The sequence below is a fragment of the Zemynaea arenosa genome (assembly GCF_004614185.1).
GTDB classification, from domain to species: domain Bacteria; phylum Pseudomonadota; class Gammaproteobacteria; order Burkholderiales; family Burkholderiaceae_D; genus Telluria; species Telluria arenosa.
This window is the reverse complement of the sequence record NZ_SPVF01000106.1, coordinates 23,096-42,321: the sequence shown is the minus strand read 5'-3', so window position 1 is coordinate 42,321 and position 19,226 is coordinate 23,096. Positions and strand designations below refer to the sequence as shown.

Sequence of the window (19,226 nt, the reverse complement as noted above, 5' to 3'; positions counted from 1 at the left end):
TTCAAGATTCTCACTAGAATCTCACCTCTAGTTGTCCCGAGGCAACGAAACGGTAATAACTGAGCAACATTGGATGGCCCAAAGGCTAACCAACATGACAAGACCGGCGGGGAAAAAGCGCGAAAAGCGCGAGAAGCCGCCGTCCCCGCACGGGAACGGGGCGTAACGGTCAGCTCGGGATGAGGACGAGGAAGATGAAGGACAGGACCACCAGCATTCCGCCACCGATGGACAGCACGGTGACCGGAATCCGGACGTTGTCGGGGATATGCATGACGGTTCCTTTCAAAAGTTGAACAGGAACCTTCAGTATAGAAAGGGCGCTTACGGTTTCAAGCGTCACCTTCCAGCTTCAAGAGGTCACGCGCGGGGTGGGCGATTGGCGGGCAAGGGAATGAACTCGGTCTCGCCGGGCACCATGGCATAGCGCTGCGCCTCCCAGTCGTCCGCCGCCTGCACGATCCGCTCGCGGCTGGAGGAGACGAAGTTCCAGTAGATGTAGCGATGCCCGTCCAGCGCCTCGCCGCCGATGACCACGAACCGCGTCCCGCCCGGCGCCGCCACCCGCACCTGAGCGGCAGCCGTCGGCAGCAGGGCCATGGTGTCCTGCGGGACGGTCTCCCCATCGATGCACACCGAGCCCTCGACGGCATACAGCGCCGCCTCGGCGGGCAGCGTGTCAAAGGTGAGCGTGGCGCCCGGGTCCAGCGCCACGTCCAGGTACAGGGTTTCGCTGTAGGTGCGCACCGGCGAGACCTGGCCAAAGGCGCTGCCCACCAGTACGCGGATGCGGCAACCGTCCAGCGCCACTTCGGGAATCGCACTGGCAGGCGTGTGTTCGAAAGACGGCGCGTCCTCTTCGTGCTCGCGCGGCAGCGCGCACCATAGCTGCAGGCCATGTTTGCGGTGCCCCACGCCGCGCAGCTCCGGCGGCGTGCGCTCGGAGTGCACAATGCCGCGGCCCGCCGTCATCCAGTTGATCGCCCCGGGCTCGATGCGCTGCTCGGAGCCGATGCTGTCCCGATGCATGATGGCGCCTTCGTACAGATAGGTCACCGTGGCCAGGCCGATATGCGGGTGCGGGCGCACGTCGTGGTTGTCCTGGGGGTGCGCGTCGATGGGACCGAAGTGGTCGAAGAAGATGAAGGGCCCGACGGCCTGCCTGGCGGCCGCCGGCAGGTAGCGCCGCACCTTGAAGCCGCCGCCGAGATCCTTCTCGTGGGCCTTGAGCAGTTGCGCGATCATGCCAGCTCCGTGGTGATTTCGGTGGTCACGCTGGACATCAGCTTGTGCACCGGGCATTTGCGCGCCACGCCGAGCAGCTCTTCGCGCTGCGCGCCGGTGAGGTCGCCCATCAGCGCGATGGTGGTCGCCAGCTTATAGACGCCCTGCCGTTCCTGCGAATTGTCGCGGTCCACCTGGACCTGGATGTCGGTCAGCCCGATGTTCTTGCGCTTCGCGTACCACAGCAGTGTGAGGGCCTTGCAGGCGCCGAGCGCCGCGTCGTACAGGTCGTGCGGATTGGGGCCGGCATCGGTCCCGCCCTCGTCCAGTTCCAGGTCGGTGGAGACGATATGGTCGCGCACATGCACGATGTGGCGCATGGGCTGCGAGAGGTCGCGCTTGACGGTGATGCTCATGCCGCTGGTTCCTTTTCCTGCTTGAGTTGGCGGGCGACCCGGAAACCGACAATGTCGTTCCCCAGCACGGCCGAATAACCGTTGCGCAGGGCCGACCGCAGATAGCGGGGATTGTACAGCCACGAGCCACCGCGCAGGACACGGCGGGCCTGGTCTCCGCCCTCCTCCCACGCACGGCCGGTCAATGGCGCGCCCACGTAGTTGTCGTGCACCACATCCTGTACCCATTCCCACACGTTACCGTGCATGTCATACAGGCCCCATGGGTTGGGCGGGAACATCGCCACCGGCGTGGTCCCGCCGCGGAACACGCCGCGCGGGCTGGTGTGGTAGGTGTAATTGCCGTCGTAGTTGGCCAGGTCGGTGTTGATGTCGTCGCCGAAGCTGAAGGCAGTCTTGGTTCCGGCCCGGCAGGCGTACTCCCATTCGGCTTCGCTGGGCAGACGGTAGACCTGGCCGGTCTTCATGGACAGCCAGCGCACGTACTGCTGCGCGTCCATCCAGGTGACGCCGACCACCGGGTGCTCGTCGGTCTGCACGAAGCCCGGCGCATCCCAATCCACATCGCTCGCGCCCTGCCAGCCGGTGTCGCGCACAAAGGCACGCCATTGCGCCACCGTTACCGGCGTGCGGCCCAGCGCGAACGATTCCTCGATACCGACCCAGTGCTGGGGCGTCTCGCGTTCCAGCCATGCGGACTGGGCCCCTGCGTCCATGGCGCGCTTGCGCTCATGCTGGGGAGAGCCCATCTGGAAGCGGCCGGTCGGGATCAACACCAGGTCCGGCCCGGTGCCGGTGCCGTCGATGAAGCGGTCGCGCAGCACGCCGTCGGCATCCGCGGTGGCGCTGCCGGGCGTCGGCATCTGGGCCTGCACTTCGGCGGCGGTGCGCGCGGCCATCTCGGCCCGGGCCCGCTTCTGTTCCGCGAGGTAGGCAGCGGCCGCACGGGCCTGGGCGGCCTTGCGCTGCGCTTCCTCCTGCGCCTTGCGTGCTTTCTCCGTTTCCACCGCGCGGCGCTCCAGCAGCTGGCGGCGCAGCTCCTCCTTGCGCGCCTGGCGCGCGGCTTCCTCGGCGGCGCGGGCTTTCGCTTCCTGCTCCTTACGCTGCTTGTCCGCCAGCGCTTGCGCCGCGGCGAGGGCTTCGGCTTCCGCGCGGCGCTTGGCGGCCAGCACGCGCTGGCGTTCTTCTTCCTGCGCGCGTTCGGTGGCACGCTGCGCGGCGATTTCCTGGTCGGTCGGCCCGGTGGCGCGGTCCAGGTCCGCCAGCAGCTCGTGCACGCTGGCCTGGCGCTCCTTGGCATCGATGGCAAAGCCGCGGCGCAGTGCAGCCCACTGGCGTTCGTTGATGCCGCGCGGGCGGTCTGGTTCGTGCTGCGCAGTGCGCGGGCCATCAAACGGCACGCGGCCTTCCAGCATCTGGTAGATCATCACAGCCACCGCGTACACGTCCAGCGTGCGGCTGGGGGAGCGCTGGTGAACGCCCGCTTCCGGGGCGCGGTAGCCTGCGGTGCCTGAATCGCCGGGTGCCTCCAGCCCGAGCATGCTGTTACCGCTGCGCGCACGCGCGGCGATGCCGAAGTCCAGCAGCTTGACTTCGCCCCGGGCGGTAACGAACACGTTGCCCGGCTTGATGTCGCGGTGGACCAGGTGGGCCTTGGCCCAGGCATAGTCCAATGCCTCGGCCACGGGGGCGAGCAGCGCCTGCACCCGGTTCAGCGGCAAACGCCCCTCGCGCGCGAGGAGGCTGTCGAGGTCTTCGCCCTCCAGGCACTCCATGATGATGAAGTAGCTGGAGGTGGCCGGGTCCTGCGCCCACTCGTACACGCGCACGATGTGCTCATGCGCGAGCTTGCGCGCCTGCGTGGCTTCTTCCACCAGCAGCTTGGCGTGGTGCGCGCTGCGCGTGAATTCCGGCGGCAGCACCTTGAGCGCCACGGTAGCACTGTGGCCAAGTTCAGCCTGGGTGGCGAGATCGGTGGCGCGCCACACCTGGCCCATGCCGCCGGTCGCGATCAGGTGCTCCAGCAGATAGCGGCGGTTGGGTGGACCGATTTCCATGCCGGGCATGAGGCCGATCTCGGTGCCCGCACGCTGCACGCTGGCCGCAAGCGGGCCTCCCGGTGGCGCATACTCCGCGTCCAGGATGGCGTTCTTGCGCCTGTCGAACTCCTGCTGGCTAAGCAGCCCGTCCTCGTGCAGGGCCCGCAGTTCGCGGATTTTGTCCCGTGCTGTCTGCATGCTTCCTTACTGTGTCAGCTCCACGCCGCACTGCGGGCAATAGCGGTCCTGCGGTCCGGCGGCGTGGCCGTTGGCGCAGATGCGCGGCGCCGGACTGTCGGTGTTGGTCTTGGGCGTGCGCGCGGCTTCGACACCGGCCAGTCCCTGCAGCTGGCCGGCGTTCATGGTGGCGTGCACACGGGTCTTCATCACGTCGGCCAGCAGTTCGGCATTGGCGGCGGGGGCCAGCACCAGCTTGGCCGTATCATCCACTTGAGCCAGGGTCTCCATGCGCTGGACTTCGCGCTGCCAAGTGGCGTCGCCCTCTTCGATGCGCAGTTCCATGCGCTTGCGCTCATAGGCCGCATCGGCTTCGATGGTGCGCAGCAGCTTCTCCTGCTGGGCGATGGCGTCCGCACTGGCCCCGCTGCGGCGCAGGGCGGCGATGCGCTGGTTGACCTGCTCCACGTCTTCGTGGCCGATGGCGTCCTTCAGGCTTTCATCACGCTGCGCTGCGCGTTCGCGCGCCGCGAAGTCGATGGCGAGCGACTGCAAGGCAGCGCGGTGGTGCTCGGCCTCCAGCGCCTGCAAGCGCAGCTTGGCGTCGCGCTCCGCCTGGTGCAGCAGCGCGAGCTGCCCGCGCTTGTGGGCTTCGTCCTCGATGGCAAGCGCCTGCTCGATCTTGTTGCGGATCTGCTGCTGCACCAGCTGGTGCATGAAGCGCTGCTGCGCGAACTGGCGCTCGTGCTGGGCGTCCTGCTGGGCGGCCTCCAGCGCGGCGCGCATCTTGACCCTGGCGAGGTCGCGCACGTGGGCCCATTCGGCGGCTTCACCGGCGCGGGCGGACTTCTTTTGCGTGGCTTCGTGCTCCAGCTGTGCCAGGACTTCGGCGGCGTCCAGACGCAGGGCTTCGATGCGGTTCTGCGATTCGGCCACGCGGCCATACAGCTCGATCTCGCGCAGCCGAATGGCCTGCATGCGATCGGTGCGCTGGAGAACGAGCTCGCGGTTTTCCACGTCCTGGTCCTGCTTCATCTCGGCGTGGCGGAAACGCAGGCGAGCCTCCTGCTCCTCGCGCCAGATGCGCTGCCATTCTTCGTCGTTGTACAGCTGGTCCAGCGCCTTGGTGTGTTCCAGGTCCGCCTGCCGGCCTTCGGCGATGAGCCACAAGCTGCCCGCCCGTTCGCGGTTCGCATTCAGCTTGTCGTGGCGCAGCGTGAGCGTGTCCACGTCCACGGCGGCCAGGCCGAACTGCGCGAGGCGCAGGCGCAGCGCGGAGTGCAGGCGCTCGTCCAGCTGCGCGCGCAGGTCGCGATTGCGGCTCATCTCGCGCAGGGCCTGGGAGCCGGTGAATTCGGCCGCCAGCTGGCGCACTGAGGGCGCGAGCAGTTCCTGCAGATGCGCTTCCGTGATCGTGCCAGGCACTGTCATAAAGTGCTGGGCGAAGGCGGCCACGTTCTCGATCTTGATGCTGATGCTGACGTCCAGCGCGACTTCCAGCCCTTCCGCCGTGCGCAAGCCTTCGAAGCCGAAACGGACCGGCAGCGCGGCGGTACGGGTGATGAGGATTTCGGCGTGGCGGTCGCGCAGCAGGTTGTTCAGGCGCGTGAAGAAGCCTTCGATCTCGTATTCGCCCTGAGGGACTTCGGTCGCCTGGCCGCCCTGCAGGATGTAGGCACGGGTGGTGGCTGGCACGCGCAGGGTCTTGACGAAAAGGCCCGACAGTTCGCGCACGCCGAAGAACACCGCGAATTCGTTGGGGGCCGCGATCCAGCGGTTGTCGCGCAGGACTGGTTCGTTGCGCGGGGTGCCCGCGGCCATGCCGCAGCGCTCACAGTACGCGCTGTCGCTGGCCTGTTTGTGTCCGCAGCGGGCGCAGGGCACGCCGCCGAATCCGAACGCCTGGAACATAAAAACTCCGTGTCTTGGTGATCTCTGACTGCCCTGCCAGATCGTACTTCCTTGCTGTCGATTCTAGCAGGGCGGGTCTGTTCTTTCCGGCCGCTCCCGTTAAGTGTGCGGGCCTCTCATATCATGCCGATCCGCTCGACAAATGCGGCGCCGGCGCCCAGTTCGCGCAGGGCGTGCTGGAAGTCGGGGCCGAGGGCGTCTTCCCAATCCTTGGGGACCAAGATGCGGTCACCTTTGGCCGCTTCCTTCAGGATCAAGGTGGCTTTGGGGGCGCAGCCATCGACTGTATCCACGCGGCCGACGTGCCAGGCTTGCGAACAGCCGCTGGCCACGATGCGGCCACGGGCCGGAAATTCGCGGCCACGGGCGAGCCGGTCGGCCAGCACGAGGGCGAGTTCGTAGGATGGGCCCTGGAAGCGGGTTTCGCTGAAGCGGACCACGGTGCGCCAGCGGCCCAGGGCGCGGCCATCGAAGTGGCGGGCGGCGGCCAGGGTTCTCCGCACGGCCAGCGTGAGGGCGGCGTCCGCGTTGGGGACCGTAATCGACTCTTCCTCGTCGGCGGCGGGGGCTTGCAAGGGATGAACGCTGATTTCGACCCAGGCGAGCGTATCGTCGACGCGGCCACTCCACAACGGGAACCATGCCCGCGCGCTCGACACCGCGGCCGCGCGATCCGGCTGGCCGTGCAGCGCGCCGAGGTGCGGCAGGATCGGTGACCCGCCCAGCAAATGGCCTGGTTCCGCTGCTTCGGTCCGCGCGCAGCCGTCGACGCGGCCAAGGTGCCAATGATCCGACCAGCCGTTGGCAAGCAACGGCTTGCGCGCGCCGGCGCCAGAACTGGCTGCGGCGGCGGGCGCGAAGACGCCGCGGACAAGGCGGTCAGCCAGGACGGCGGCGAGCTCCCAGTCGCGCTCTGTTGGCGTAGGTGCGCGGTCCATGCTGATCACGACCTGGTCGCGGCTGTCGAAGGTGGACTCGGTGAGGCGGGCGGCACGGACAGCGGCTTGCATGCGTTCGGCCAGTCCGGGCGCGCCGGGCACGCTGCACTTCACATCGGCGCGGTTGCCGCGCGGGCGGCGGCTGGCAGTGAGCGTGGCAATGCTGCCGTCGGCGAGTACGGTGCGCACCTGGGCTGAGGGTGGCAATCTGCTCATGCGTCCTCTCCCTGCTCCGCGGGCTCGCGGGTGGCGCGGCGGTTGGCGACGGAGGCTTCCAGGTTGGCGACGATGCGGTCCGCGTCATCGGCCATCGGCTCGTCGATGCGGCCAGCAAGCTCGATGCGGGCCAGCAGGGACCATGCCTCGTCCAGCGCGGCGATCGCCTGAGCGCTGGCGGTGGCGCGGCGGTGCTGCTCCTCGCGCGGCAGCGCCACGCCCGGTGCCTCCAGCTCCAGCGTCGGCATCGTGCTCACGGACAGCAGGACCAAGTCGAGACGCGCCAGCAGGGCCTTCTGCAAGCGGAACGCATCCGGACAATCCGGCAGCGCCGCCGCCCGGAAGCTGCACATCACATGCGGCAGCTCCAAGAACATTCGCCGCAACGCCAGCGCATCAACCTCCACCGCATCGCCCTGCGCTCCGCCCGGATGCGCCATTACCGGCTTGGCGGATTCACCGCCGCCGACACACGCCGCACCCCGCTCGGCGGATTCCGCGCCGCTTTCGCGCATGGCGCCAGTGCCGCCGCGAGTCCGTGCGGCCATCGTCTGGGTGGGCGCCGGGCGCCCGCTGGGCGAAGCCGCGCTTGCGGCCACGCCGGTGGGCAGCGCGGTCGCGTCATCTTCATTGCTCGCACCTTGAGGTGCGCACACGGCAGCGCCACCGCCAGCCGCCTGCTCCAGCGCAGGCCGCGCCGCGAGCAGCGCCGCATAGTCCACCCGATCACCCAGGTCGACCGGGAAGCAGTCCTCCACCGTCAATCCGAACCGCGTGTACACCAGTTGATTCAAGCCCCCTCGAAACGCATGCCACTCATCCAGCGTCGTACAAGGCGGCAGCTCCAGCGCCCCCTGCTCCAGCGCGGCCGCCAGCTGCGCCTCCAGCCGCGCCTTCAAATCAACAAAGCAGAGGCCTTCCCGGACCTCTGCCATCACAAACAAGTCAAACCTCTGCTGCCGCAAGCGCGGATCAGCGTCGTCCACCACCACCTGCAAGTGCAAGCCCATCTCCGGCGCATGCGCAAACGGCGCAATCTCCATGCGGTACGGCCCAGGATGAAAGCACCACACCAGCTCATGGTTCGCCGCGTCCAGCCGCTGCCCGGCCGGCACGCGCCGCGCGCTGCCAGCGGCATCCGCCACCAGGCCCACGCACCCAACTGGCACACTGCGCCCAGCCGCAACGCGCGTGACGACGCTGCCTGCGCCAAGGTCCCCGCAGTCGGCCGGCAGCAGCCGCTCCATCCATTTGAACAACGCGATCATCCCTCTCCCTGCACCGGCAGCACCGCGAACCGCGCGCCCGCCGCCTGAAAGTGCGCCGCCGGAGCCGCGGCAAACGGCCACGCGGCCTCGCACTCGCCATCCGCATCCAGCCGCTCGCGCAGCACCTGCGCGCCCGAGCCATCGACCACGCGCACCGCCACCCGTTCGCGCAGCAGCTCTCCCGCAAACGGCGCTTCCGCCTCCAGTCTCAGGATAGCCTGCCAGCCGTCCCCGCGCGGCAGGAATTCGATCGACCACCAGCCGTCATCGGTCACCAGCCGTTCCAGATCGCCCGCCGCCGCGGCGCGCAGCAAACCAGGGCTACCGGACCACTGCGCATCGTTGGCCGCGACCGGCCGCGCGCGCCGCTCCATCGCCAGCGTGCGAAAGCGCCGCAGCGTCAGCGGCGATGCGGCCAGCGCTGTGCGCTCGCCCATCGTCAGCGAACGCGAACCGTCCAGAGCGCGCCGCAGCACATCATCGGCCAGCACCAGCCGGTCGCCCTCGACGCGCCGCGCCAGCAGCGCCTGCGCCAGCAGTTTGTCATTCATGTCCGTCACTTCATTCTCCTTCGCCCGCACCAGCCAGCGACTGCAAGCGCGCGATCGCTTCATCGCGCCGCTTGCGCAAGGTGGGCAGCGATACGCCGTCCCGCGCCGCCAGCTGCTGCATGGTGGGCAGCTCGCCGGTGGCTTCCATCAGCCAGTCCGGCGGATAGCTGTCGTCGGCAGGGCCGAGCAGTTTGAGATACACGGCCAGGCGCGCCCCCTCCGATACGCCGGACAGGCTGCGCTCCACGTGGCCGCGCCGGTCCTGGGTGGACCTTGCCATATCTTGGTAGCGGGGGGAGGCTGAAACCGGGTCGGCTTGTGCGTCGTCGTCGTTCCCGTCCTCGGGCGGCAGGATCTGGTCCGGTCCCTCGCCCAGCGCGGCGGCGAATACGCTGGCCAGATCATCCAGCCAATCAGTAGCCGTGGCCTCGTCCAGCCGCCAGTCGGCCTCCCGGTTGGCCGAAAGCTGTTCGTACTCCGCGATCTCGTCGAGCATCTGCTGGATCTTGGCGGCGCTGCCTTTCAGGCTGTCGAAGCGCTTGGACTTGGTGTCCAGCGGGCCGGGGCTGCCGGTGTGCTCCTCCAGCGTGGCGCTCCAGCGCAGGATCCACTCCGCGCGGCAATCAGCCACACCCTGCATCTGGCGCGCTTCGATCGGCTCCGCTTCGATGGGCCGTCCGAGAATCGCGCTCACCTGCGCGCGGTGCGAGCGCCAGTCCGCGAACAGGCGCGCGATGTCCGAGCTGGCTGTGTCCAGCATGCGGTAGGCGTACATACGATTTGGGCTGCACGGGCGCCCGCACGCCGCCATATAGTTGTCACTGTCAACTTTATCGCGGAGGACGGCGAAAGCGTCGTTGACCTTCTTGCGCAGCAGGGCCGCGCCTTCGGGGCGCTGCCAGAAGTCGCCCAGGCGCGCCCGTTCGGCGGCGATGGCGGCGGCCAAGGCTTCGCCATCGGAAGCGCGTGCCTGCAGTTCGTAGGCCAGCATGAGCGCCAGTTCGGCCACGCTGTCGCCATAGCTGTTGCCGGGTGCCTCGCCGCGATGGCGGCGTGCGTGGCCGTGCAGGGCCAGGGCGAGCGCGTCGACATAGTCCGCCAGCGCCGCGGCGCGCGCATCAGCGGCGCACAGGCGCTCGATCAGGGCGGCATCCAGCACATGGAGCGAGCATTGCCCCAGCAGCTTGCGCACCTGCTCCCATCCGTGCTCCTGATACCGGGTTCCCGGCAAGCGCATACGTCCTGTCCCTCGATCCTTGATCCGTCCTGCTCCCGCACGCACACCACGGGATACTGGCAAAGTTTGCCACAAGCCAGACCGCGGCAAGGCGCGCTTGAGCCGCCGAATTGCCCTTCTATTCTCGGTTCTGCGGCGGGGTTTGCGAAAGAGTGGCGAGAATCGCAGCGATCACCGGTGCCGCGTGCTCGCCGCCGGTGCCGTCCGAGTGGCTGGCGTAGGCCGCGAACGCGAGGCGATGGCGATGCCCGGGCAGCGCGCCCGGCTCCAGCCAGCCGGTGAACCAGACGGTGGCCACATCCCGCCGCGTACCATCGGCTTCAATGGCAACGGTGGGGGCGGTGCCGGTCTTGCCATACAGGTGGGTGCGGATGGCCGCCAGTTCGGATGCGCGGAAGGCGCCGGCGGCGGTGCCACGGTCGACCACGCCCTTCATGCCGGCGCGGATGCGGTCCAGGCGGACGTCGAGGGCGGGCGCCTGCGGTGCCGTTGCCGATCTGCCGTCCAGCTGGAGCAATAGGCGCGGGGCCAGGACTCGGCCCTGGCCGACCGCGCCGGCGGCCATCGCCATGTGCAGCGGGGTGGTTTGCATGCGCAGGCCGATCGCCATCTGGCGCAATTCGTGGCGGGCGTCGACCCGGTCGATGCGGGCATTGGACGCTTGCAGAGCGTCCCAGCGGTGCCATGGGTAGGTGGTGGGCAGGAGGCCGCCATCGAGTTTGATGGGGCGCTCGAAGCCAACCAGATGGGCCATGGCGAGGATGGGGCGCGCGGTATCCAGGGCGCCGGGTTCGAGGGCTTCCACGTCGGGCAGGCCGCCCGCGGAGCGGCCGAGCAGCGTGCGGTCGCTCAGTTCTCCGTTCCAGGCGAACCAGGTATTCAGGCTGTAGGTCAGCGCCTGAGCGAGGCCGAAGCGGCCTTCCTGTGCGCGGCGGTCCAGCAAACCATCGCGGTAGTTGGTGACGTGGGCACGCGTGGTCTGCATCGGGTAAGTCGCGGCGTCGGTGCGGAACGCGAATCCGCGCTGCTGGGCGACGCGATTGATGTCATTGAGCGGGAGACCGGCCAGGAGCTGCTCCATTTGCGGGTCGCGCCTGGCGGCCAGTTCCAGGCCCAGGGCGCTGATCACCTTGAAGGTGGAGCCGGGACTGTTATGCACGCCGCCGTCGTGCTGCCAGGCGGGCAGGCGCAGGGGGCTGGCGGCGGGGTTGGCGCGGTCGAAGTCTCTGAGTTCCGGCCACGGGGAGGCGTAGGGGTCGCCCATGCCGGCACCGGCCGAGGCGCGGATGTCGCCGGTGTCGGCGTCCATGATCACCACGCCGGCGTGGCGGCCCTGGGCTGGTTCGCTGGGTTTGGCGTTGGTGCATGCGTGACCGGTCCAGTGGCCGCGGTGCATGGCGATGCAGTCGAGGGTGCGCTGGGCGAGCTGCTGGAGCGGGAGGTCGATCGTGAGCTGGGCGGCGTGAGCGGAGGCGTTGTCGGTCAGGCGGGCCAGCATGCCTGCCACGCTGTTGGATTGGTCGGTGCGGAGACCGAGCAGCGGGGCGAGGCCGGCGGCGCGAGCATCGTCGGTGGGGGCGCCATCGGTCCACAGTGGGGTGCCATTGCGGTCGGCGATGGTGATGTCGTGCGCGGGGGCACGGGCGGGCGCGGTTGTCTCGTCAAGGGTCTGCCATATGAGGCGGCCGTCGGCGATGCGGATGTGGCGGTATTTTGCGTCGCCGGGGTTGGCGAGGGTGGCCATGGACAGGGGCGTGGCTTCCAGGGCGATGGTGTCGGCACCGGCGTGCGGGGCCAGCGTGTAGATGCGGACGGCGGCGCGGTCGGGGCATACCCGGCCGGTGCAGGCGTCGCGCTGGGATTCGATGGTGGCGCCACTCACACTCAGCAGGCGGCCAGCCAGCATGACTTCAATTGTCCGCGTCACGCGCGCCGCGGCAGCAACGGGGGACGGGGCGACCGCCACCCTGGCGGAATCGACACGTGCGGCGGCGGGACGGTTCGTCAGGGAGAGGACGAGGCGGGCACGCGGGGTGGTGGCTGTCGCGGGCCATTGGGAGATGCGGGTCCAGGACGACCAGCCTTGAGGAAGCTGGGCGAACAGTGCGCTGGCAGCGGGAGGCATGGTGTCGCTGGTGGCGGTTGCGGCGTCGGCGACATCGGCCTGCCAAGCGGGTGCGGCGAGTGCGGTGGGCGTGGCGGGCGCGGTGGGCGCGCTGCCGGGGGACTTTACGCGCACGGCGAGCAGGCGGCGTTCGGCGTTGAAGATGTCGACTTGCTGGCGGACGTAGTCGCCGTCGGCCATGCGGTAGAGGCGCTTCAGCAGCTTCAGCGTGTCGTCGTCGAGGCGGACATCGGTCCAGGCATTAAGGACCGCGGCGCGTTCGCTGCCCTCCGCTGCGCGCCAGGCTGGGAGGTCGCGCGGAGCGAGTTCGATCAAGCCATCGTCGGCGAGACGCAGGAGGCCATGAGCCTGCAATTGGACGAAGAGCGTCTGGTCTTCGAGGCCGGGACGGGGCACGGCGGGAATCTGATAACGGCCCGGCTTGAGCGTGACGGCCATCGAAGCAAGGCCCGGCGCGATGGCGGTGACCAGCGCATCGGCACTCTGGCTTTGCCCGACACGCAGCACGCTGACCAGCAGCTCGCCGCTTTGCGGACAGGCCGCTGTCACGCGCCGCTGCAAACGCACCGCTCCCGCGCTCCACACCAGCCACCCCTCGCGATCGAACGTCCCCGTCCCCTCGCGAGTGCCGCTGGCCGCTTGCCCGGCGCGGCCAGTGTCGCTGACCCAGCGCGCAGCGATGGCGGGGCCTTCGTTCCAGCGGACGGCGAGCGGCTCACGGCGGTCGGCGCGGCCCGTGATGTCGAGAGTTGGCGTGGCTGGCGCATCGTCGGCCAGCACGAGAGCATTGCGGGCCAAGCCTGGGCGCATCGCGCCCTCGCCCTGCTCCCCCACCATGCGCGCCAGCGCGTCGAAGCGATAGCCCACGCGCAGCGTCGCAAGCCTCGAGCGCGCCGCATCCACCGTTTGCTGGCACAAGTCCACGCGCACCGGCGCAGGCATGATCGCCCCCGGCGCCACGATCAGCGCCCCGCTGCCAGCCTGCACCACCTGGAACACAGGCGTATCCGGCACATCAAATGCCGCGCCTGGCAACAGCGGCTGCAGCACATCCAGCCCCGCCGAACCAGCATCGCCGCCCCGCAGCGACACCGCCGTCGCCAGATGCCGCGCATGCCCCGCAATCAGAGCGCCACCAGCAACCAGCACGAACACTCCCGCCACAGCCGCCCAGTACACGGACCGCGGCCGTGCCGGTACAGCTGACTGAGTGTGCCGGTGCACCGCGCTACGCTGTACCGGTACAGGACGCACACGTGTACCGGTACGCAAATTGCGCTGGCGGCGCAAGCGGACAAACACCTTCGATAGGGCAGCAAATGGACTCGGCATGGCCTCACGTTCTCCTCTGCCTCCACCTAGCAGAGGGAAACGCAAAAGCAGATCCAAAATTGACGCCACTTGTGTCATTTGTAAAAACTTGCATCAACACTCCCTCCCCCAAACGTGCGCGGCTATAGTCACCTCAAGGAAAGCAGTTCATTGAAGTTCATCGACGGAAGGAGAAGGCATCATGAAACGAACCCTCACTATTGCACTGCTGGCCGCGAGCGCCGCGGCCTTTGCACCGGCCGCCTTCGCCCAAACGTCCTACAGCGTGACGGTCCGGAACGCGCCTCCGCCGCCGCGTGTGGAACGGATTGGCGAGGCACGCCACGGCCAGTTCTGGGCGCCGGGCTATTGGGCCTGGAACGGTCACCGCTACGTGTGGCAGTCCGGCCACTGGGAATATGCACGCAGCGGCTACGCATGGATGCAGCCGGGATGGGTGCGCGTGAACGGCGGCTGGGTGCTGCGTGAAGGCGGCTGGCACCCGAACGTGGCCTACAACGACTACCGCCGCCGCGACCGCGATCACGACGGCATCCCGGACCGCTACGAGTACCGCGACCGCGACCGCGATGGCGTGCCGGATCGCTACGAGCGCCAGCGTGACCGCGACCGCGACGGAGTGCCGGACCGCTATGACCATGACCGCGACAACGACGGTGTGGCCAACCGCTACGACCGTGACCGCGACGGCGACGGTGTCCCTAATCGCTATGACGGCTCGCCGGACAACCGCTATCGCCGCTGACCTCAACGCTGCATGAACCAGGCCGCCTTCGGGCGGCTTTTTTCATGCCCATGCACGCTTGTGTGAAGACACGCACATAGCCTGCGTGCGCCGAAAAACGTTGAATCTTGGTATGCTTTAGGTATGAAAGACTTCACCAGTTTGGCCTTCAAGTCCGAGCGCGCGGCGAGCCGCAAGCTCGCGCAGCGTCTCGGCATTTCGGAGCAGGAGGCCCTGCTCCAGACCATGACTTTGGCTGCGGGTGCACAGGGCCTTGACCGCTTGCTGGCCCAGCGCCGCGCCATGCGCGATGCCGATGCCGCGCGGGCCCTGGCGCGCCGCGAACGCAACGACATCGCGATCGCCAAAACCCAGAGCAAGCCGCTGACCGCTACCAGCTGGCAGGCGTGGTTCGATGGTTCTGCGCGCCCCAACCCGGGCAAGCTGACCATCGGCGGCGTGCTTACCGCGCCAGACGGCAAGCGGATCGAGATTTCAGAAGACGCAGGCTTTGGCGACAGCAGCGCAGCGGAATACCGCGCCCTGATTGCAATCCTGGAAGCGGCCATCGAGGCCGGAGTGGACGACCTGGCCGTCTACGGCGACAGCAAGATCGTGATCGATGACGTGAACGGCGTCTCGGCCGACGCCGCGCCGGTGCTGGCCGAGTACCGCCAGCAGGTGCGCGCCCTGATGGCGCGCTTTGCGCACATCCAGTTGCGCTGGGTCCCCCGCCACAAGAACCCGGATGCGGACGCGCTCTCCCAGCGCTCGCGCTTGAACTGATCCGATAGCGCCACCGGGAAAAAGCGCGTCGCCCGCCGCTGCCGGTGACGCCTTCGCTCAATCACTCCCGCGGCATGCGCGCATACTCCGCATCCAGCCGCCGGAACAGATCCGCGTACAGCTCCTTGGTGTATTTTGCCATGTGGCGCCGCGCATGTTCGAGCTCGCGTACCTCATGTTCCGCGATGTCGCGCCGCTGCTGCGAGATGGCCCACAGCGCATATTCGGCGCGCGCCTCCACGCTGCCAAAATGCTGGACGACGTCAGCAAATTCATCCCCCGCCTCAGCGTGCCGCCCCGCCGCCGCATGCGCCTTCGCCAGCAGCAGGCGGGCCTGCTCCGGCCGGAACGTCGGCGACCGTGAACGCAGCGCGGTGAGAATGTCGATGGCCTGCTGCACCTGGCCGAACGCCAGCTTGGCCTGGGCCGCCCCCAGGTTGATTTCAGTGTCGTTCGCAAAGGGACCAGACAGACAGGCATCGTAGTGCCGCACCGCCTCCTCCAGCTGCCCCGCCTCGAACAGCGCATTCGCCAGCCGCATCTGGTTCTGCGCGGTCGGCGTCATGTCGAAGGCCTGGCGGGCTTCGCGCAGCGCACGGCCCGGGTCCAGCGTGCGCGCCACGGCCGCAGTCGCCTTGCGCATCCCGCGGTTATCGCGCATCGCCGGCAGGAAGGCGACGAAGAAGTACACCACGCTCCCCAGCAGCGGAAACATGAAGAGGATCACAACCCAATACAGCTCGCGCCCCGTGCGGATCGCATGCACGGCGAAGAAAATCGCGATCAGGATATGGATACCGATTCCGAAAATGGCCATGGCAAGGCTCCAAACAAAACCCATCCATTATACTCACGCGCCATGACTCCCGACCTCACCACCAGCCCCCTGATCGACCACTGGCAGCCGCGCCTCGCCGCCATCGCCGCCGAAGCCAATGATGGCGACGGCGCCCATGACATGGCACACCTGCACAGGGTCTGGGGCAACGCCCGCCGCCTGCTCGCCGCGCAACCGGAGGCCGATGCTCTCATCGTGCTGGCCGCATGCTACCTGCACGACCTGGTCAACCTGCCGAAGAACCACCCGGACCGCGCGCTGGCCTCGCGCCAGTCGGCAGAATATGCAACCAAAAGGTTGCATATTCTCGACTTTCCGCCGGATCTGCTGGCCGGTGTGGCGCACGCCATCGAAGCGCACAGCTTCTCGGCCCGCATCACCCCGCGCACCATCGAAGCGCAGATCGTGCAGGACGCCGACCGGTTGGACGCACTGGGCGCCGTCGGCCTGGCGCGCCTGTTCTACATTGCGGGCCGCATGGGTTCCATGCTGGCCCACCCGAACGACCCCTTGGCCGAAGCGCGCGACCTGGACGACCGCACCTATGCGCTGGACCACATCATCGTCAAGCTGGCGACCCTGCCCGGCATGATGAATACCGCGGAAGCGCGCCGCATCGGCGACCAGCGGCTGGCGGACCTGCACGAATTCCGCGCACGCTTCGCCGACGAGTGGTCCGCGGGCATAAGCTGAGTATGAGCGCAGCGGTGGTGATTGCGATAACATAGCCGCTTTGTCACGCATGCCACCCCGCCCCCGCCCATGAGTATTCCGTCCGCCGTCCCGCACGCGCCGGTCCGCGCCGCGAACCTGAATTTCGTCCTGGTCTGTGTGTTCATCGACATGCTCGGGATTGGCCTGATCGTCCCCGTGCTGCCGGTCTTGGTCGGTGAGTTCGTGCATGCACGCGACCAGCAGGCCTGGTGGTTCGGCGTGATGTCCATGACCTTCGGGCTGATGCAGTTCCTCTTCATGCCCATGCTCGGCGCGATCAGCGACCGCGTGGGCCGCCGCCCGGTGCTGCTGTATTCCATGGCGGGCATGTGCATCAACTTCCTCGCCACCGCGTGGGCGCCCACCCTGGCCTTCATGTTCGTGGGCCGCGTCATCGGCGGCATGTCCTCGGCTTCGATGTCGGTCGCCTCGGCCTACGCCTCGGACATCTCGACGCCGGAGAACCGCGCCAGCAGTTTCGGCAAAGTCGGCGCGGCGTTTGGCCTCGGCTTCATCTGCGGACCGATGCTGGGCGGCCTGCTGGGGAACGTCAACCTGCACCTGCCGTTCTACGTTGCCGCCGGGCTCAGTGCCTGCAACTTCGTGTATGGCTTCTTCGTGGTGCCCGAGTCGCTGCCCGCCCGCGAGCGCGCGCCGTTCGACTGGAACAAGATCAATCCCCTCAGCGCGCTGTTCAAACTCGTGCGCCGCAAAGACATCCGCGGCCTGGTGATCGTGTTCGCGCTCACCACTTGCGCGCAGATGATGCTGCACACCACCTGGGTGCTGTACACCACCTTCCGCTTTGACTGGACGCCGCGCGAAAACGGCATCGCCATGTTCTGCGTCGGCCTGTGCGCCGCCGGCGTTCAGGCGGGCCTGATGGCGGTGCTGATCCGCCGCTTTGGCGAAGTGCGGCTGTCGGTCATTGGCCTGGTTTCGGGTGGGATCACCTACGTGCTGTATGGCCTGGCCACGCATGGGTGGATGATGTATGTGTTCATCCTCTGTAACCTGCTGGCCTTCGCCGCTGGTCCCGCACTGCAAGGCATCGTGTCCAAGCTCACGCCCGCCAGCGAGCAGGGCGAGTTGATGGGATCCCTGCAGTCGATCAGCAGTCTGGGTCTGATCTTCATGCCGCTGGCGGGCACCGCCATCCTCGGCGCGGTCAGCCACCTGCCGCCCAACGACTGGCGCATCGGCACCACCTTCTTCATCTGCGCGGCGATGCAGGCCGTCGGCGTGGCGGTGGCGCTGCGCTACTTCCGCAGCCATCACATGCGGATCGCATGAGCGGAGCCGCCGGAGCCCCATGAGCGGAACCGTCGTCGCGGCCGTGCTCTGCGCGGCCCTGTTCCACGCGATCTGGAATGCGATCATCAAGGGCGGCCGCGATGTGCTGCTCGGTACCGCGCTGGTGAGCACCGGCGCCGGCGTCATGGCCGGTGCCGCGCTGCTGGTGCTCCCGCTGCCGCCACCCGCACCGGACAGCTGGCCCTTCGCCGCCGCCTCTTCCATCATCCAGGTGGTCTATTGCGCCCTGCTGGCCGAAACCTACCGCCAGGGCGACGTGAGCTTTTCCTATCCGCTGATGCGCGGCACCGCGCCGCTGCTGGTGGCTGTCGCCAGCCTGCCGCTCGCGCACGAGCGCCTGCACATGGGCCAGTGGCTGGCGATTGCCTGCATCTGCGGCGGCATCCTCGCCATTTGCGCAGACCGGCACCGCCGTGGCGAGGCCCATGGCCGTGCCCTGCCCTATGCCCTCACGGTCGCGGTGCTGATCGCGTCCTACACGCTGGTCGATGGCATCGGCGTGCGCCGCTCGGGCGCTGCGGTGGCGTACGTGCTGTGGATCTTCCTGCTGACCGGGATCGGCTTTTTGCTCTATACGATTGCGCGTACTGGCACCCGCCGCCTCCTCAGCTATGGCCTCGGCCATCCGCGCGCGTTCTTCATCGGAGGCCTGGGCAGCCTGGGATCCTACGGCATCGCCGTGTGGGCCATGACGCGCGCGCCGGTGGCCACCGTGGCCGCGCTGCGCGAAACGTCGATCCTGTTCGCGACCGCCATCGCAGGCCTGGTCCTCAAGGAAAAGATCAGCCGCACACGCGTGGCCGCGGTGACGGCGATTGCCTGCGGCGCGGTGCTGATGCGGCTCGCGTAGCGCGTCATCCAAACGGACCCTGCGCACGATTGACTTGGCGCGCGCACGGGCATAGATTGGCGCCATGCGCTTCGCTTCCCTCATCCCAGTCGTCCTGTTCGCCCTGGCCGCACCCGTGCATGCGGCACCGGCCACGCCGCTCGCCCCCATGGCCTATCTGGCCGGCCATTGCTGGAAGGGCGATATTCCAATGACTTTGAGCTCGGACGAGCATTGCTTCGCCTGGGTGCTGGACGGCCGCGCGTTGCGGGACACGCACACGGTGCGCACCAGCGGCAAGCCGGATGTGGTGGGCGAGACTACGTACTACTGGAATCCGGTGTCGAAGGCGGTCGAGTACATGTACCTGGACAGTGGCGACACCTATGCGCGCGGCGCGATGGAGAGTGCCGCCAACGCGCTGTATTTCCCGCCCAACGAGCAGCTGGCGCACGGCCCGGCCAACTCATACCGGGTGCGCTGGAATCCCCTGGGTGAGGACAGCATCCAGGCCTTCACGGAAAGCCGAGGCAAGGATGGCGCCTGGTTCTCCGTGTTCCAGATGACGCTCAAGCGGACGAAGTAGG

Annotated in this window: 16 protein-coding genes; 6 read left to right on the top strand and 10 right to left on the bottom strand. The window is 68.1% G+C overall.

All coding sequences use genetic code 11. The features are described 5' to 3' along the window. Positions 1-360: 360 nt before the first annotated feature. The 9 genes from E4L96_RS07870 to E4L96_RS07830 form a co-directional block, all read right to left on the bottom strand. Entirely contained in the window at positions 361-1,245 is an 885-nt protein-coding gene (locus E4L96_RS07870) for a pirin family protein (protein WP_135206663.1), read from the bottom strand. Further along, positions 1,242-1,640: an OsmC family protein gene (locus tag E4L96_RS07865; RefSeq protein WP_135206662.1), complete on the bottom strand. Its 399-nt coding sequence runs from the start codon at positions 1,638-1,640 to the stop codon at positions 1,242-1,244. The genes E4L96_RS07870 and E4L96_RS07865 overlap by 4 nt, the downstream gene beginning before the upstream one ends. Then, positions 1,637-3,877, bottom strand: coding sequence for an SUMF1/EgtB/PvdO family nonheme iron enzyme (locus E4L96_RS07860; protein ID WP_135206661.1), 2,241 nt, complete (start codon positions 3,875-3,877; stop codon positions 1,637-1,639). Before E4L96_RS07860 ends, E4L96_RS07865 begins: the two co-directional genes overlap by 4 nt. Positions 3,878-3,883: 6 nt before the next feature. Further along, positions 3,884-5,767: an SPFH domain-containing protein gene (locus E4L96_RS07855; RefSeq protein WP_135206660.1), complete on the bottom strand. Its 1,884-nt coding sequence runs from the start codon at positions 5,765-5,767 to the stop codon at positions 3,884-3,886. A gap of 116 nt (positions 5,768-5,883) precedes the next feature. After that, positions 5,884-6,921 (bottom strand): hypothetical protein, encoded by a 1,038-nt coding sequence (locus E4L96_RS07850; protein ID WP_135206659.1) that lies wholly within the window; start codon positions 6,919-6,921, stop codon positions 5,884-5,886. Continuing rightward, the gene (locus tag E4L96_RS07845; RefSeq protein ID WP_135206658.1) at positions 6,918-8,189 is read right to left on the bottom strand and encodes a hypothetical protein; all 1,272 of its coding nucleotides are present in this window, start codon (positions 8,187-8,189) and stop codon (positions 6,918-6,920) included. Before E4L96_RS07845 ends, E4L96_RS07850 begins: the two co-directional genes overlap by 4 nt. Then, positions 8,186-8,740 carry a hypothetical protein gene (locus E4L96_RS07840; protein ID WP_135206657.1) on the bottom strand — a complete coding sequence of 185 codons (555 nt, stop codon included), beginning with the start codon at positions 8,738-8,740 and terminating at the stop codon, positions 8,186-8,188. The genes E4L96_RS07845 and E4L96_RS07840 overlap by 4 nt, the downstream gene beginning before the upstream one ends. A 10-nt stretch (positions 8,741-8,750) precedes the next feature. Continuing rightward, complete coding sequence (locus E4L96_RS07835; RefSeq protein WP_135206656.1) at positions 8,751-9,977, bottom strand: hypothetical protein; 1,227 nt, start codon at positions 9,975-9,977, stop codon at positions 8,751-8,753. Between the two features lie 118 nt (positions 9,978-10,095). Next, positions 10,096-13,251 carry a penicillin-binding transpeptidase domain-containing protein gene (locus tag E4L96_RS07830; RefSeq protein WP_229414300.1) on the bottom strand — a complete coding sequence of 1,052 codons (3,156 nt, stop codon included), beginning with the start codon at positions 13,249-13,251 and terminating at the stop codon, positions 10,096-10,098. A 364-nt stretch (positions 13,252-13,615) separates the two neighbouring features. Here E4L96_RS07830 and E4L96_RS07825 point away from each other — a divergent pair, with 364 nt between their 5' ends. After that, complete coding sequence (locus E4L96_RS07825; protein ID WP_135206654.1) at positions 13,616-14,179, top strand: YXWGXW repeat-containing protein; 564 nt, start codon at positions 13,616-13,618, stop codon at positions 14,177-14,179. Positions 14,180-14,302: 123 nt separating this feature from the next. After that, positions 14,303-14,944 (top strand): ribonuclease HI family protein, encoded by a 642-nt coding sequence (locus tag E4L96_RS07820; protein WP_135206653.1) that lies wholly within the window; start codon positions 14,303-14,305, stop codon positions 14,942-14,944. Between the two features lie 61 nt (positions 14,945-15,005). Here the strand turns inward: E4L96_RS07820 and E4L96_RS07815 are convergent, their stop codons facing one another. After that, positions 15,006-15,761 carry a tetratricopeptide repeat protein gene (locus tag E4L96_RS07815; protein ID WP_135206652.1) on the bottom strand — a complete coding sequence of 252 codons (756 nt, stop codon included), beginning with the start codon at positions 15,759-15,761 and terminating at the stop codon, positions 15,006-15,008. Between the two features lie 42 nt (positions 15,762-15,803). Between E4L96_RS07815 and E4L96_RS07810 the strand changes: the two genes are divergently transcribed. The 4 genes from E4L96_RS07810 (at position 15,804) to E4L96_RS07795 (ending at position 19,225) form a co-directional block, all read left to right on the top strand. Continuing rightward, on the top strand, positions 15,804-16,475 hold the full coding sequence (locus E4L96_RS07810; RefSeq protein WP_135206651.1) for an HD domain-containing protein: 672 nt from the start codon (positions 15,804-15,806) through the stop codon (positions 16,473-16,475). A gap of 69 nt (positions 16,476-16,544) precedes the next feature. After that, positions 16,545-17,789 (top strand): TCR/Tet family MFS transporter, encoded by a 1,245-nt coding sequence (locus E4L96_RS07805; protein ID WP_135206650.1) that lies wholly within the window; start codon positions 16,545-16,547, stop codon positions 17,787-17,789. A 19-nt stretch (positions 17,790-17,808) separates the two neighbouring features. Continuing rightward, positions 17,809-18,660 carry an EamA family transporter gene (locus tag E4L96_RS07800; protein ID WP_135206649.1) on the top strand — a complete coding sequence of 284 codons (852 nt, stop codon included), beginning with the start codon at positions 17,809-17,811 and terminating at the stop codon, positions 18,658-18,660. A 64-nt stretch (positions 18,661-18,724) separates the two neighbouring features. After that, positions 18,725-19,225, top strand: coding sequence for a hypothetical protein (locus E4L96_RS07795; RefSeq protein ID WP_135206648.1), 501 nt, complete (start codon positions 18,725-18,727; stop codon positions 19,223-19,225). The last annotated feature ends 1 nt before the right edge of the window (position 19,226 follow it).

Bases quoted from the DNA above. Each gene is read 5' to 3' on its own strand.
- E4L96_RS07870 (WP_135206663.1), bottom strand. From the start codon at position 1,245: ATGATCGCGCAACTGCTCAAGGCCCACGAGAAGGATCTCGGCGGCGGC.
- E4L96_RS07865 (WP_135206662.1), bottom strand. From the start codon at position 1,640: ATGAGCATCACCGTCAAGCGCGACCTCTCGCAGCCCATGCGCCACATC.
- E4L96_RS07860 (WP_135206661.1), bottom strand. From the start codon at position 3,877: ATGCAGACAGCACGGGACAAAATCCGCGAACTGCGGGCCCTGCACGAG.
- E4L96_RS07855 (WP_135206660.1), bottom strand. From the start codon at position 5,767: ATGTTCCAGGCGTTCGGATTCGGCGGCGTGCCCTGCGCCCGCTGCGGA.
- E4L96_RS07850 (WP_135206659.1), bottom strand. From the start codon at position 6,921: ATGAGCAGATTGCCACCCTCAGCCCAGGTGCGCACCGTACTCGCCGAC.
- E4L96_RS07845 (WP_135206658.1), bottom strand. From the start codon at position 8,189: ATGATCGCGTTGTTCAAATGGATGGAGCGGCTGCTGCCGGCCGACTGC.
- E4L96_RS07840 (WP_135206657.1), bottom strand. From the start codon at position 8,740: ATGAATGACAAACTGCTGGCGCAGGCGCTGCTGGCGCGGCGCGTCGAG.
- E4L96_RS07835 (WP_135206656.1), bottom strand. From the start codon at position 9,977: ATGCGCTTGCCGGGAACCCGGTATCAGGAGCACGGATGGGAGCAGGTG.
- E4L96_RS07825 (WP_135206654.1), top strand. From the start codon at position 13,616: ATGAAACGAACCCTCACTATTGCACTGCTGGCCGCGAGCGCCGCGGCC.
- E4L96_RS07820 (WP_135206653.1), top strand. From the start codon at position 14,303: ATGAAAGACTTCACCAGTTTGGCCTTCAAGTCCGAGCGCGCGGCGAGC.
- E4L96_RS07815 (WP_135206652.1), bottom strand. From the start codon at position 15,761: ATGGCCATTTTCGGAATCGGTATCCATATCCTGATCGCGATTTTCTTC.
- E4L96_RS07810 (WP_135206651.1), top strand. From the start codon at position 15,804: ATGACTCCCGACCTCACCACCAGCCCCCTGATCGACCACTGGCAGCCG.
- E4L96_RS07805 (WP_135206650.1), top strand. From the start codon at position 16,545: ATGAGTATTCCGTCCGCCGTCCCGCACGCGCCGGTCCGCGCCGCGAAC.
- E4L96_RS07800 (WP_135206649.1), top strand. From the start codon at position 17,809: ATGAGCGGAACCGTCGTCGCGGCCGTGCTCTGCGCGGCCCTGTTCCAC.
- E4L96_RS07795 (WP_135206648.1), top strand. From the start codon at position 18,725: ATGCGCTTCGCTTCCCTCATCCCAGTCGTCCTGTTCGCCCTGGCCGCA.